Origin of the sequence: Amycolatopsis sp. NPDC051373 (assembly GCF_040689465.1) — a bacterium.
In the GTDB taxonomy this organism is placed as follows: Bacteria; Actinomycetota; Actinomycetes; order Mycobacteriales; family Pseudonocardiaceae; genus Amycolatopsis.
This window is the reverse complement of sequence record NZ_JBFBAE010000012.1, coordinates 270,439-282,404: the sequence shown is the minus strand read 5'-3', so window position 1 is coordinate 282,404 and position 11,966 is coordinate 270,439. Positions and strand designations below refer to the sequence as shown.

The following is an 11,966-nucleotide window of genomic DNA, read 5'->3' as shown; positions in this document are numbered from 1 at the left end:
AATGACCGGCCCGTACCCGCCACCAGGCGGGCAGTACCCGCCGCCTCCCGGCGGCCCGTACTACTACGGCGGCCCGCAGCCGAACTTCCCGCCACCGCCGGACAACCGGCTCGTGTGGGGGATCCTCACCACGATCTTCTGCTGCCTGCCGCTCGGGATCGTCTCCATCGTGAAGGCCAATGAGGTCAACTCCCTGTGGTACCAGGGCCGCTTCGCCGAAGCGCAGCACGCCGCGGACCAGGCGGGCAAGTGGGCCATGTGGTCGGCGCTGGCGATTCCCATCGGCATCGTGGCGTACCTGCTGGTGGTGCTGTTCGTGTTCCTGATCGCGGGCACGTCCGCCGGGTTCTGGTCCTCATGAGCACCGTCTACACGGGAATCCCGGCGCGCGGCGCGCGAGCCACGGCGCGGGCGCTGGCCGGGCCGGCGGCCGTGGTCGCGGGGCTCGGCGTGTGCTGCGCCGTCGTATGGCTCGGTGATCCGACGACGCCGGGCGGGCCGTTGCCGGTGTGTCCCACCAAGTTCCTCTTCGGTATCGACTGTCCGGGTTGCGGCGGCATGCGGATGGCCTACAGCCTCATGCACGGCGACCTCGCCGGCGCCGTGCACTACAACGCGGTGGCGCTCGTGTTCGTGGCGCTGTTCGTGTGGAGCGGTGTCGCGTGGACCGTCGGGCGGCTGCGCGGGCGGGCCGTACGGTCGTGGCTGCACTGGCGCCGCACGCCGCTCGTGGTGGCGGTGGTGTTCGCGATCTGGTTCGTGGTGCGGAACCTGCCTTTCGCGCCGTTCACCGGTTTGTCGGTCTGAGTTTCCCTTCTGCCGGAACCGTCTTCGCTTCCCGTTCGTCGTACGGGTTTCGAGTCGCCACCCGGTGCGGACGCCTACCTGGGCCGACCTCGTCCGGACCGGGTACGCTCCCGCGCACCGGCCCGTCCTCATCGGACTCGGCCGGTTCTCGCGTGCCACCGCGCGCGGGTCAGGACGAGCGAGGGGGAGAACACGATGACCGATCCCTACGGCCGGCCCATGGGGCAGCCGCAGGGCCAGCAGCCCTTCGGACAACCTGGTCCAGGGCAGCAGCCGTTCGGAACACCCGGCGGCTTCGGCCAGCAACCGCCTTCGGGCGGGTTCCCCCAGCAACCCGGCGGTTTCGGGCAACAGCCCGGTTTCGGGCAGCCGGGTCAGGCGCAGCCGGGCTTCGGGCAGCCGGACGCGCAGGGCCAGCCGGGCTTCGGGCAGCCCGGTTTCGGGCAACCGCCCGCCGGTGGTTTCGGCCAGCCGCCCGCGTTCGGGCAGCCCAATGGGTTCGGTCAGCCGAACCCGTACGGCCCGCCCGGCGGCGCCTACGCGAACTGGGGCCAGCGCGCCGGCGCCTACCTGATCGACTTCGGGCCGTTCCTCGCCGCCATCATCATCGCCCTGCTCGTCATGATCGCCTCGCCGACGGCCGGCAGCATCATCTACGGCCTCGCGATCCTCGGCAACCTCGGCTGGACGATCTACAACCGCTGGATCACCGCGGGCAACACCGGCCAGTCGATGGGCAAGCGGATCGTCGGGATCAAGCTCATCGGCGAGGCCACCGGCCAGCCCATCGGCGCCGGCATGGCGTTCCTGCGCGACCTCGCGCACGTCCTCGACGGCTTCCTCTGCGGCCTCGGGTACCTGTGGCCGCTGTGGGACGACAAGTCCCAGACGTTCTCCGACAAGGTCGTCAGCACGATCGTGGTGCCCGCCGACGCCGCGCCCGCGGGCCAGTTCGGGCAGCCGGGCTTCGGTCAGCAGCAGCCCTTCGGCGGCGGGTTCCCGCCCGCCGGGCAGCAGCCGGGCGGGTTCGCCCAGCAGCCCGCCGGGTTCGGGCAGCAGCCGAGCGGGTTCGGTGCGCAGCCCGGCTTCGGTCAGCCGGGTCAGCCGGCCGCCGGCGGTTTCGGTCAGCCCGCCCAGCCGGGTCAGGCGCCGTCGGGTGGCTTCGGCCAGCCGGGTGCCCCGGTCAGCGGCGGGTTCGCGCAGCCGGGCGCCGAGGCGCCCGGCGCGACTGCGTTCGAGCAGGCCGAGCCCACGCAGATGCTCAAGTCTGGCGGCGCCGCACAGCCCGAGAGCGGTGCGTTCGACGGAGCCGAGCGCACGCAGCTGCTGCAGCCGGGTTCGCCGGTCGCGGAAGCGCCGGCGCAGCCCGAAGAGACGCAGAAGATCCAGCCGGGCGAGTTCGGCCAGCCGTCGCAGCATTGACCCGAGAAGCCACTGCACTGATCGACAGCGCCGGGCCACGACTTCGATCGGGCAGGGGCGCGGACCAAGACCCGCGGCGGGGGGAGCTCGCCGGAAGCACGAGGAGTTTGGGGAACCAGTCATGACCAATCCGTACGGTCAGCCGCAGCCGCCCTACGGCCAGCAGCCGTCCGGCCCGATGCCGACGCCGTATGGCCAGCCAGGCCAGTACGGCCAGCAGGGTCAGTACGGCCAGCAGGGTCAGTACGGTCAGCAGGCGCCGTTCGGGCAGCCCGGCTACGGCCCCGGCATGGGGATGCCGCCGGGCGGCGACATCAACGCCATCAAGGAGTACAAGGGCTGGGCGATCGGCTGCATCTTCCTGATGTGGATCCTCGCGATCTTCGCGATCATGAAGTCCAACGAGGTCCGTACCTTCAAGATGCAGGGCAACTACGCGATGGCCCAGCAGGCGTCGCAGACCACGAAGACGCTGTGCCTGATCGCCACGATCATCGGCGGCATCGGCTACGCCCTCGCGATCACGTTCCTCATCATCGGGATCGTCGCGGCGACCACGGTCTCCACGTACTGCACCGGCTACTACGGCTGCTGACGCGCTGAACCAGGGTGTCTCCGCCCCGGCATCGCCCGGAAGTGGGACGATGTCGGGGTGGTGAACCTCTACCGCGATACCGGAGTGGTGCTGCGCACGCACAAGCTGGGTGAGGCCGACCGGATCGTCACCCTGCTGACCCGCCGGCACGGGAAGGTCCGTGCCGTGGCCAAGGGCGTGCGCCGCACCTCGTCGCGGTTCGGGGCCCGGCTGGAGCCCTTCGGGCACGTGGACGTGCAGTTCTACACCGGCCGCACGCTCGACGTGATCACCCAGGTCGAGACCGTGGACGCGTTCGCGCTGCCGCTGGTCGCCGACTACCAGCGCTACACCGCGGCGAGCGCGATCGCGGAGACCGCCGACCGGCTCTCGGCCGAAGAGGGCGAGCCGGTCCTCAAGCTGTACCTGCTGGTCGTGGGCGCGTTGCGTGCGCTCGCGGGCGGTGAACGCGACGCCTCCCTCGTCCTCGACGCGTTTTTCCTGCGGGCCATGGCCTACGCCGGCTGGGCGCCCGCCATCACCGAGTGCGCCCGCTGCGGCCTGCCCGGCCCGCACGCCGCGTTCAACGTGGCCGCCGGCGGCTCGATGTGCCCGGACTGCCGCATCGCGGGTTCCGTGCACCCCGCGCCCGAGGTGCTCACCCTGCTCGAGGCCCTGTTGCACGGCGAATGGCCGGTGGCGGAGGCTTCGCATGGCGTGACCCGGCGCGACGCGTCGGGCCTGGTGGCGGCTCACCTGCAGTGGCACCTCGAACGCCAGCTGCGTTCGCTTCCACTGGTCGAACGGCGTGCCCGGGAGACCGTGACACCGGCCAAGTAGGGTCTTGCGCGTAGGAAATTTTCACTCTTCCAGGAGGCGTGAAGTGCTGCGCAGGGGACGCGAGGTCCGGGCGTCGGGGTACGAGCTGCGGGCACCGGATCCGCACCCGTCGGGAGCCCGGCCACCGGAGATCCCGAAGGATCTCGTGCCGAAGCACGTGGCGCTGGTGATGGACGGCAACGGGCGCTGGGCCAACCAGCGCGGCCTGCCCCGCATCGAGGGTCACAAGCGCGGCGAGGCCGTGATGATCGACGTCGCCAGCGGTGCCGTCGAGCTCGGCGTGAAATGGCTTTCGGTCTACGCGTTCTCCACGGAGAACTGGAGGCGCAGCCCGGAGGAGGTGCGCTTCCTCATGGGCTTCAACCGCGACACCATCCGGCGCCAGGTCGACTACCTGGGCTCGATCGGCGTGCGCATCCGCTGGGCGGGGCGCCGGCCGAAGCTGTGGGCCAGCGTGATCAAGGAGCTGCAGGTCGCGGAAGAGAAGACCAAGAACAACACTGCGCTGAACATGACGATGTGCGTCAACTACGGCGGGCGCGCCGAGCTCGGTGACGCGATGCGCCGGATCGCCCAGGACGTGGTCGAGGGCAAGCTCAAGGCCGACAAGATCGACGAGCGCACGATCGCGAAGTACCTGTACCAGCCCGAAATGCCCGACGTCGACCTGTTCCTGCGGCCCTCGGGCGAGCAGCGCACGTCGAACTTCATGCTGTGGCAGTCGGCGTACGCGGAGATGGTCTTCCAGGACACGCTCTTCCCCGACTTCGACCGCACGCACCTGTGGAACGCGTGCCTCGAGTTCGCCAAGCGCGACCGCCGGTTCGGTGCCGCGGTCGACCAGGCGGAAGCCGAGCGCGCAGCCGGGGGAGCGTCGTGAGCACCTCGGAGGCCGCCGAAACGGCGGCGCTGCTCGGGCTCGCGCGCGAGGCCCTCGAGCGCTACCTCGACGTCAACGTGGACGACGACGGTGCGATCACCTTCCGCCACGCCGAGGTCCCGTGCGTCATCCAGGCCACGCGCCTGGCCGACGGCCTCACGGTGCTGAGCCTGACCTGCGTGGTCGCGTGGGATCTGCCCGACAACCCGGCGATCGCCGTCGCCGTGGCCGAACGCGCGGGGCAGGGCCTGTTCGGCACGCTCGGCGTCGGGCACACCGACAGCGGAGTCGACGTGACGCTGCGCTACGCGTTCCCGGCCGAGGGCATGGACCCGTCGGCGCTGGGCACGTTGCTGATGCTCGTGGTCTCCACCGCGTCGCAGCTGCGGACGGAACTGCCGGGTCTGGACTGAGGTTCGCGCCCGGCTTGTCCGGTTGACGGGGGAGCGAACGGCGGATTCGGGCCGAAACCGGTCCGAGCGGTCCCCTCGTGCTGTGTCCCGCTGGGATCGGGCGGGCCCGGGCTGGCATCATCGGGCCTCGTGAAAACCCTTGTCGACAACGCGCCCGAGCAGAAGCGGCGCGCACGGCGGATCCGGATCAGCTCGATCGAGATCCTCTGCGCGGTGCTGCTCGTCGCGATCCTCGCGCAGGGCCGGTTGCAGGACATGTTCGACGTGCCCGCGCTGCGCACCGGCTCCACGGTGTTCGTCGCAGTGTGCGTGCAGGCGCTGCCGTTCCTCGTGCTCGGCGTGCTGATCAGCGGTGCGATCGCCGCGTTCGTGCCCGCGCGGGTGCTGGAACGCGTGCTGCCCAAGCGCGCGGGCGCGGCGGTGGGGGTGGCCGGGCTCGCCGGCGTCGCGCTGCCCGGGTGCGAGTGCGCGTCCGTGCCGGTGGCGCGGCGGCTGATCGGCCAGGGGGTCGCGCCGGCCGCGGCGCTCACGTTCCTGCTGGCGGCGCCCGCGGTGAACCCGGTGGTGCTGGTGGCCACGGCGGTCGCGTTCCCCGGACGGCCGGAGATGGTGCTGGCGCGGTTCCTGGGTTCGCTCGCGACGTCGATGGTGATGGGCTGGATCTGGGCCCGCTGGGGCAAGCTCTCGTGGATCACCGAACGCGCGCTGCGGCGGCTGCCCGACGTGGAGCCGGGGCAGCGGTGGAAGGTCTTCGCGGAGACCGCGCGCACGGATCTCGTTGAAGCGGGAGGGTTCCTGGTGCTGGGGGCGCTGATCTCGGCGACGCTCAACGTGCTCGTGCCCGCCAAGTGGTTCGGGGTGCTGGCGGACCAGGTCGTGGTCGGCGTGATCGTGATGGCGGTGCTGGCCGTGGTGCTCGCGCTGTGCAGTGAGGCCGACGCGTTCGTGGCCGCTTCGCTGACCGCGGTGCCGCTGCTGCCGAAGCTGGTGTTCCTCGTGGTCGGCCCGGCGATCGACGTGAAGTTGTTCGCGCTGCAGGCCGGCACGTTCGGGAAGTCGTTCGCGGTGCGGTTCGCGCCGGTGACGTTCGTGGTCGCCCTCGCGTGCGGCACGGTCGTGGGCGCGCTGCTGCTGGGCGGTGCGCGATGAGGCGCGAGACGCAGAACGTGCTGCTGATCCTCCTTGGCGGGGCGCTGGTGAAGATCGCGGTGAACGGCGACTACCTGCGTTACGTCAAGCCCGCGCAGCAGCCGTGGATCATCGCGGGCGGCGTGGTGATGCTGGTGCTCGGCGCGGTCGCGGTCCTGCGTGACCTGGTGGCGGCGCGGGCCGCGGCGAAGGCGGCGGCGCTCGAGTCCGAGGCGGCCGTCCACCAAGCCCCCGAAGCCCACGACCACGTCGACGACGGCCACGGGCACGCCCACCCCGCGCGCTCGGCCTGGCTGCTCGTGGTGCCGGTGCTCGCGGTGTTCCTGGTGGCCCCGCCCGCGCTCGGCGCCGACTCGGTCACGCGCACCGCGGCTCGCGTGCCGCAGAGCGCCGCGACCACGTCGGCGGCCGCGTTCCCGCCGTTGCCGGCGGGCAAGGTCGTGGAGCTGGCGATGAACGAGGTCGTCACGCGCGCGGGCTGGGACTCCAACGGGACGATGAACGGCCGGACCATCGGCATGTCCGGGTTCGTCGTGCACGAGGGCAGCACCACGCTGCTGGCGCGTCTGGTGATCAGCTGCTGCGCCGCCGACGCGGCACCCGTCACTGTTCACCTGAGGGGCGGGGCCGCCGACCGGTTTCCGAGCGACACGTGGCTGCGGGTCACCGGGCAGGTCGTGCCGGGCACGGCCGACGAGAACAACTCGTACACGCCCGATTTCGTGCCCGCGACCGTCGAGCGGATCGCCGCGCCGAAGGACCCCTACGAGTACTGAGCGACCTCAGCTCGCGTGCTCGGCGCAGGTGCCCGTGATCTCCACGGTGTGGCTGATTTCGGAGAACCCGTGCTCGGAGGCGATCTTCTCGGCCCAGCGCTCCACGGCGGGGCCCTCGACCTCCACCGTGCGCCCGCACACGCGGCACACCAGGTGATGGTGGTGGTGCGTGGAGCAGCGGCGGTAAATGGCCTCACCGGAGTCGGTGCGCAGCACGTCGATCTCGCCGGCCTCCGACAGCGACTGCAGCGTGCGGTACACGGTGGTCAGGCCGATGCCGTCGCCGCGCTTGCGCAGCTCGTCGTGCAGCTCCTGTGCGGAGCGGAAGTCGTCGACTGTGTTGAGCAGATCGACCACCGCCGCGCGCTGCTTGGTCGAGCGGCGGCCGGGCACGGGGGCCGAGTGGGGGCTGGGGCTGGGGCTGGGGGTGGGGGCCGAAGCCGAGGTCATGGTCACTTCCCTTCCTGCACGTGGGCGACCGCGTCGACGACGATGTGGGCCAGGTGGTCGTCCACCAGGCGGTACACGACTTCCCGGCCCCGGCGTTCGCCCTGCACCACACCCGCCGTCTTCAGCACCCGCAGGTGCTGGCTGATCAGCGGCTGAGCGACGTCGAGGGCGTCCACCAGCTCGTGGACGCACCGGTCGGCCTCGCGCAGCTGAAGCACGATGGCGATCCGGACGGGGGCGGCGAGCGCGCGCAGCAGGTCGCCGGCGTCGGCGAGCGCGGCGCCCGACGGACCCAGCGGACCTGCTGTGGGACCGGAAGCCTCGAGCGGGCCGGCCGGCGCCGTCACCGGGTCACCGGACGTGCCGGTGCCGGCCGAAAGAGCGCCAGTGCTGGCCGGTGCCATCGTTGCCTCCCCTTGCGCGCGAAGCCACCGGACGAGCCGGCGGGTTCCGAAGTCGGATGTCATTGTCGACAACGGTCACGGTCATCGTAGTGTTCCCCTCAGTGGCCCCTGTCGGTCACCGGTCACTCACACCATCCTCACCCGATCGGGTGAGTTCGTCAGCAATCGGCACTTCGGCTTCGCAACCGGTGGCCGACGGTGCAAGGTTGGCGTGGGGCGTTTCGTCGCTTCTCGTACGCTGACGATCCGCCCGAATCGAGGCGGAGGCAGTGGGGAGACAATGACTCGTTTCGTTACGAAGGCAGCGATCCTGGCGGTGGCGGCGTTGCCCGCGCTCGCTCCGGTGGCAGCTGCTCAGACGACGCAGACCGTGAAGGCCGTCGACGAGAAGACCGGTCCCGTGTCGTTCGCCAACGTGGCGTCGGTGCGGCTGGGCTCCGACCCGCAGCACGGCGGCTCGCTGATCACCGAGACGCAGCGTTCACCGCTCACCCCCGGCCAGTCGAAGCTGTCGGCCGACCGCGTGGCCGTGCCGAAGAACGACGGCGAGCGCTCGACGTTCGGCGGCAACTGGGAGGTCGACCTCGGCAAGTTCGGCGGGGCGGCCACGAGCCCCTACCCGGCTGGGATCGCGAGCCGCGACCACAACGTCGTCGCCGCCCTGCAGGCGACGAACGTGCCGACGGCCGTCGCCGAGACCAACTACGCCCTGCGTGACAACGCCCGCGGCAAGGCGCGCCCGGTCGACAACACGATGCTGGTGCTGGAGAGCGCGCGCAGCGCCGCCGACTGCTCGGCCCCGAACAAGGCCACCGGAACCACCACGCTCACCCGGCTCTGGGTGCGCGGCGAAGACGACACGCTCAAGCAGGTCACGATGCCCGCGGGCGCGGCCTCGCTGAGCGTGAAGAACCTGCGCATGGGCGCCCCCAGGGTCATCGACGGGGCCGACCCGGCCAAGTCGCTCTCGGATGTCGTGGTGTCCCGCGTGTCCTCGTTCGACCAGCTGATCAAGCAGGACGGCTGGCGCAACGGCGACGTCACGGCTCAGGCCGGCTGGCGCGTCGACGTGACCACCCACGTGCGCGACGAGGCGAACGAGGTGCTGCCCGACGTGAGCACCACGCTCGTGCTCGGCGGCGTGAGCTGCTCGATCCCGAAGAACTTCGTGGCCGTGTCCGGTGGCAGCGGCAACGGCAACGGCGCGACCGCGACGCAGCCGCCGGTGCCCACCGAGGTCCCGGCCGGTTACCTCGCCACGACCGCGGCCGCCCCGTCGAGCGACTACCGGCTGCCGTTGGGCCTCGGCCTGCTGGTCGCCGGCCTGGTGTTCGGCGGGCTCGCGATCGGGCTGGGCCGCCGGCGCACGGCGCGCTCGCGCGGCGAGTAGGTCCCCGTGCTGCGCACCGCGCTGGCCGTCGTGTCGGCGGTGGTCGCCGTGCTCGCGTTGGCCGCGGGCGTGGTCGTGCTGACCTGGGGCCCCGCGCCCGTGCCCGCCGCCGCGGCGGAACCCCCACCCGGCTCGCTGCCGGGTGAAGACGGCGCGCCCGCCGAGTTGCCCGCGGACGGCGCCGCTGTCGGCGTGCAACGGCCCGGCAGCGTCCGGCTGCCCGACGGGTCGGAAGCCCGGCTCGTGCGCACCGAGGTGACGCGCGACGGGATCCTGCCGATCCCGCGCGGCCTCGGCGACGCCGCGTGGTGGGGCGCGCGCCTCGGCGCGAAGCAGGGTGCGGCCGTGCTGTCCGGTCACGTGAACTGGGCCGGCACGAAGGGACCGTTCGACGACCTGTGGCGCGTGCGCACGGGCGACAACGTGAGCATCGTCGACTCCTCGGGCGGGCGGTGGCTCTACCGCGTGACCGGCGCGGCGACCGTGCGCAAGGAGCAGCTCCCGGAGCAGGCGCCGCAGTGGTTCGCGCAGACCGGGCCGCACCGGCTGGTGCTCGTGACGTGCGGCGGCGACTACGTCGGCGGCACCGAGGGCTACGACGAGAACCGCATCGTCACGGCGAATCTGGTCTCGCGTCCGGACTGAGCCCGATCGGGTGCAACCCCGGCCGCGTCCCGCGGCATGTCTTCCTGCGCACGACACACCGGAGCAGGGAGCACGATGCAAGGGACACAGGAACGGCCCGCGAGGACCAAGTGGGTTCTGGCCGCCGTCGGGGCCGTGGTGGTGGCGCTCGTCGCCGCCCTGCTGATTTTCACACGAAACGATGAACCCGGTCTCGCCAGTGGCGCGGCCTCGGTACCGGTACCGGCGGCGGTAGCCGGTGCTGTGCAGCAGTCGGCGCAGAAGCAGGCCGACCCGGGGCAGACGCCCGGCACTGTGCTGCTGCCCGGTGGGGGAACGGCAAAGCTCGTGCAGGAACCGGTGGGTGACGACGGCGCGCTGGTGATCCCGCAGAGCCTCGCCGAGGCCGCGTGGTGGGGCTCGGGCTTGGGCGCCGACCAGGGCGTCACGCTCTTCTCCGGCCACGTGAACTGGAAGGGCCGCACCGGGCCGTTCGACCAGCTGTGGCAGGTGAAGCAGGGCCAGACCGTGACGGTCACCGACACTTCGGGCGGCAAGTGGAACTACCGCGTCGACGAGGTCCGCACGATCCACAAGTCGGGGCTCGACGCGGAGTCCGCGAAGCTGTTTTCCCCGGACGGGGCGCACAAATTGGTGCTCGTCACGTGCGGTGGCGACTACGTCGGTGGCACCGAGGGCTACGACGACAACCGGGTCGTCACGGCGTCGCTGACGGGCCGGCCCTGAGCCCTGCTCACCTCGCCGGAAGCGCCGCGGGGGCGGCCGGATACGCTGAACCTCCTAGTCCAACCGTCCCCGCATGCGTCCGGAGCGTGGAGTGCCCGCCAACACCATCGAAACCGTCGTCAGTCTGTGCAAGCGCCGTGGCTTCGTCTTCCCGTCGGGAGAGATCTACGGCGGCACCAAGTCGGCGTGGGACTACGGGCCTCTCGGCGTGGAGCTGAAGGACAACATCAAGCGCCAGTGGTGGAAGACCATGGTGCAGGGCCGCGAAGACGTGGTTGGTCTCGACTCGTCCGTGATCCTGCCGCGCCAGGTCTGGGTCGCCTCGGGCCACGTGAACGTTTTCACCGACCCGCTGATCGAGTGCCTCCACTGCCACAAGCGCTTCCGCGCCGACCAGCTCGCCGAGGACTACGAAGGCCGCACCGGCAAGGCGACGTCGGAGGACGACCTGTCCGACGTGCCGTGTCCCAACTGCGGCACGCGCGGCAAGTACACCGCGCCGCGCGACTTCAACATGATGCTCAAGACCTACCTCGGCCCGGTCGAGTCCGAAGAAGGCCTGCACTACCTCCGCCCGGAGACCGCGCAGGGCATCTTCGTGAACTTCCTCAACGTGCAGACGGCTTCGCGCAAGAAGCCGCCGTTCGGCATCGGCCAGGTCGGCAAGTCCTTCCGCAACGAGATCACGCCGGGCAACTTCATCTTCCGCACGCGCGAGTTCGAGCAGATGGAGATGGAGTTCTTCGTCGAGCCGGGCGAGGACGAGCGCTGGCACCAGTACTGGATCGACGAGCGCACCAAGTGGTACACGGACCTCGGCATCAAGCCGGAGAACCTGCGCCACTTCGAGCACCCCAAGGAAAAGCTCTCGCACTACGCGAAGCGCACCGTGGACATCGAGTACCGGTTCGACTTCAACGCGGGCCAGGAGTGGGGCGAGCTCGAGGGCATCGCCAACCGCACCGACTTCGACCTCACCACGCACTCGAACCACTCGGGCGTGGACCTGTCGTTCTTCGACCAGGCCTCCGGCCAGCGCTACCGCCCGTTCGTGATCGAGCCGGCGGCCGGCGTCGGCCGCTCGATGATGGCGTTCCTCGTGGACTCCTACGACGAGGAAGAGGTGCCCAACGCCAAGGGCGGCACCGACAAGCGCACCGTGCTGCACCTCGACCCGCGGCTCGCGCCGTTCAAGGCCGCGGTGCTGCCGCTCTCGCGCAACGCCGACCTCTCGCCCAAAGCGCGCGACCTCGCCGCGACCCTGCGCAAGCACTGGAACGTCGACTTCGACGACGCGCAGGCCATCGGCCGCCGCTACCGCCGCCAGGACGAGATCGGCACCCCGTACTGCGTCACCGTGGACTTCGACTCGCTCGAGGACCAGGCCGTCACGGTCCGCGAACGCGACAGCATGACCCAGGAACGCATCGCGATCGACAAGGTCGTGGATTACCTGGCGCCTCGGTTGCTTGGCTGCTGAGGTTTTCCCA

At 71.0% G+C, this 11,966-nt stretch carries 15 protein-coding genes; 13 read left to right on the top strand and 2 right to left on the bottom strand.

The features are described from left to right. Position 1: 1 nt before the first annotated feature. The 9 genes from AB0383_RS24275 to AB0383_RS24235 all read left to right on the top strand — a co-directional run bounded on the left by AB0383_RS24275 (position 2) and on the right by AB0383_RS24235 (position 6,861). Positions 2-361 carry a CD225/dispanin family protein gene (locus AB0383_RS24275; RefSeq protein ID WP_220242783.1) on the top strand — a complete coding sequence of 120 codons (360 nt, stop codon included), beginning with the start codon at positions 2-4 and terminating at the stop codon, positions 359-361. Then, a complete protein-coding gene (locus AB0383_RS24270) occupies positions 358-807 on the top strand; it encodes a DUF2752 domain-containing protein (protein ID WP_366188612.1) in 450 nt (149 codons plus the stop codon). Before AB0383_RS24275 ends, AB0383_RS24270 begins: the two co-directional genes overlap by 4 nt. Before the next feature lie 195 nt (positions 808-1,002). After that, positions 1,003-2,229, top strand: a complete 1,227-nt coding sequence (locus tag AB0383_RS24265; protein WP_366188611.1) for an RDD family protein — start codon at positions 1,003-1,005, stop codon at positions 2,227-2,229. A gap of 121 nt (positions 2,230-2,350) precedes the next feature. Further along, on the top strand, positions 2,351-2,824 hold the full coding sequence (locus tag AB0383_RS24260; RefSeq protein ID WP_364172858.1) for a CD225/dispanin family protein: 474 nt from the start codon (positions 2,351-2,353) through the stop codon (positions 2,822-2,824). A gap of 57 nt (positions 2,825-2,881) precedes the next feature. Continuing rightward, positions 2,882-3,643 (top strand): DNA repair protein RecO, encoded by a 762-nt coding sequence (gene recO / locus AB0383_RS24255; RefSeq protein ID WP_285973984.1) that lies wholly within the window; start codon positions 2,882-2,884, stop codon positions 3,641-3,643. 43 nt (positions 3,644-3,686) lie between these two features. Then, the gene (locus AB0383_RS24250) at positions 3,687-4,523 is read left to right on the top strand and encodes an isoprenyl transferase (protein WP_366188610.1); all 837 of its coding nucleotides are present in this window, start codon (positions 3,687-3,689) and stop codon (positions 4,521-4,523) included. Continuing rightward, positions 4,520-4,936, top strand: coding sequence for a YbjN domain-containing protein (locus AB0383_RS24245; RefSeq protein WP_220242778.1), 417 nt, complete (start codon positions 4,520-4,522; stop codon positions 4,934-4,936). Before AB0383_RS24250 ends, AB0383_RS24245 begins: the two co-directional genes overlap by 4 nt. A gap of 129 nt (positions 4,937-5,065) precedes the next feature. Continuing rightward, positions 5,066-6,085, top strand: a complete 1,020-nt coding sequence (locus AB0383_RS24240) for a permease (RefSeq protein WP_364172851.1) — start codon at positions 5,066-5,068, stop codon at positions 6,083-6,085. Then, positions 6,082-6,861: a TIGR03943 family protein gene (locus AB0383_RS24235; protein ID WP_366188609.1), complete on the top strand. Its 780-nt coding sequence runs from the start codon at positions 6,082-6,084 to the stop codon at positions 6,859-6,861. The genes AB0383_RS24240 and AB0383_RS24235 overlap by 4 nt, the downstream gene beginning before the upstream one ends. A 6-nt stretch (positions 6,862-6,867) precedes the next feature. On the opposite strand, the gene AB0383_RS24230 is transcribed toward AB0383_RS24235, so the two are convergent. Together AB0383_RS24230 and AB0383_RS24225 are read right to left on the bottom strand one after the other, a co-directional pair. Further along, complete coding sequence (locus AB0383_RS24230; RefSeq protein ID WP_366188608.1) at positions 6,868-7,311, bottom strand: Fur family transcriptional regulator; 444 nt, start codon at positions 7,309-7,311, stop codon at positions 6,868-6,870. A 2-nt stretch (positions 7,312-7,313) separates the two neighbouring features. Beyond that, entirely contained in the window at positions 7,314-7,715 is a 402-nt protein-coding gene (locus tag AB0383_RS24225; protein WP_364172843.1) for a metalloregulator ArsR/SmtB family transcription factor, read from the bottom strand. A 280-nt stretch (positions 7,716-7,995) separates the two neighbouring features. Between AB0383_RS24225 and AB0383_RS24220 the strand changes: the two genes are divergently transcribed. The 4 genes from AB0383_RS24220 (at position 7,996) to AB0383_RS24205 (ending at position 11,956) form a co-directional block, all read left to right on the top strand. Continuing rightward, positions 7,996-9,105 (top strand): hypothetical protein, encoded by a 1,110-nt coding sequence (locus AB0383_RS24220; protein WP_366188607.1) that lies wholly within the window; start codon positions 7,996-7,998, stop codon positions 9,103-9,105. Positions 9,106-9,111: 6 nt separating this feature from the next. Next, positions 9,112-9,750 (top strand): class F sortase, encoded by a 639-nt coding sequence (locus tag AB0383_RS24215; protein WP_364172838.1) that lies wholly within the window; start codon positions 9,112-9,114, stop codon positions 9,748-9,750. Positions 9,751-9,825: 75 nt separating this feature from the next. Beyond that, a complete protein-coding gene (locus AB0383_RS24210; RefSeq protein ID WP_366188606.1) occupies positions 9,826-10,476 on the top strand; it encodes a class F sortase in 651 nt (216 codons plus the stop codon). Between the two features lie 91 nt (positions 10,477-10,567). Further along, positions 10,568-11,956 carry a glycine--tRNA ligase gene (locus tag AB0383_RS24205; RefSeq protein WP_364173490.1) on the top strand — a complete coding sequence of 463 codons (1,389 nt, stop codon included), beginning with the start codon at positions 10,568-10,570 and terminating at the stop codon, positions 11,954-11,956. Positions 11,957-11,966: the final 10 nt, after the last annotated feature.

Excerpts from the sequence above, each read along its gene's own strand:
- AB0383_RS24210 (WP_366188606.1), top strand. The coding sequence starts at position 9,826 with ATGCAAGGGACACAGGAACGGCCCGCGAGGACCAAGTGGGTTCTGGCC.
- AB0383_RS24225 (WP_364172843.1), bottom strand. The coding sequence starts at position 7,715 with ATGGCACCGGCCAGCACTGGCGCTCTTTCGGCCGGCACCGGCACGTCC.
- AB0383_RS24275 (WP_220242783.1), top strand. The coding sequence starts at position 2 with ATGACCGGCCCGTACCCGCCACCAGGCGGGCAGTACCCGCCGCCTCCC.
- AB0383_RS24265 (WP_366188611.1), top strand. The coding sequence starts at position 1,003 with ATGACCGATCCCTACGGCCGGCCCATGGGGCAGCCGCAGGGCCAGCAG.
- AB0383_RS24220 (WP_366188607.1), top strand. The coding sequence starts at position 7,996 with ATGACTCGTTTCGTTACGAAGGCAGCGATCCTGGCGGTGGCGGCGTTG.
- AB0383_RS24230 (WP_366188608.1), bottom strand. The coding sequence starts at position 7,311 with ATGACCTCGGCTTCGGCCCCCACCCCCAGCCCCAGCCCCAGCCCCCAC.
- AB0383_RS24260 (WP_364172858.1), top strand. The coding sequence starts at position 2,351 with ATGACCAATCCGTACGGTCAGCCGCAGCCGCCCTACGGCCAGCAGCCG.
- AB0383_RS24235 (WP_366188609.1), top strand. The coding sequence starts at position 6,082 with ATGAGGCGCGAGACGCAGAACGTGCTGCTGATCCTCCTTGGCGGGGCG.
- AB0383_RS24270 (WP_366188612.1), top strand. The coding sequence starts at position 358 with ATGAGCACCGTCTACACGGGAATCCCGGCGCGCGGCGCGCGAGCCACG.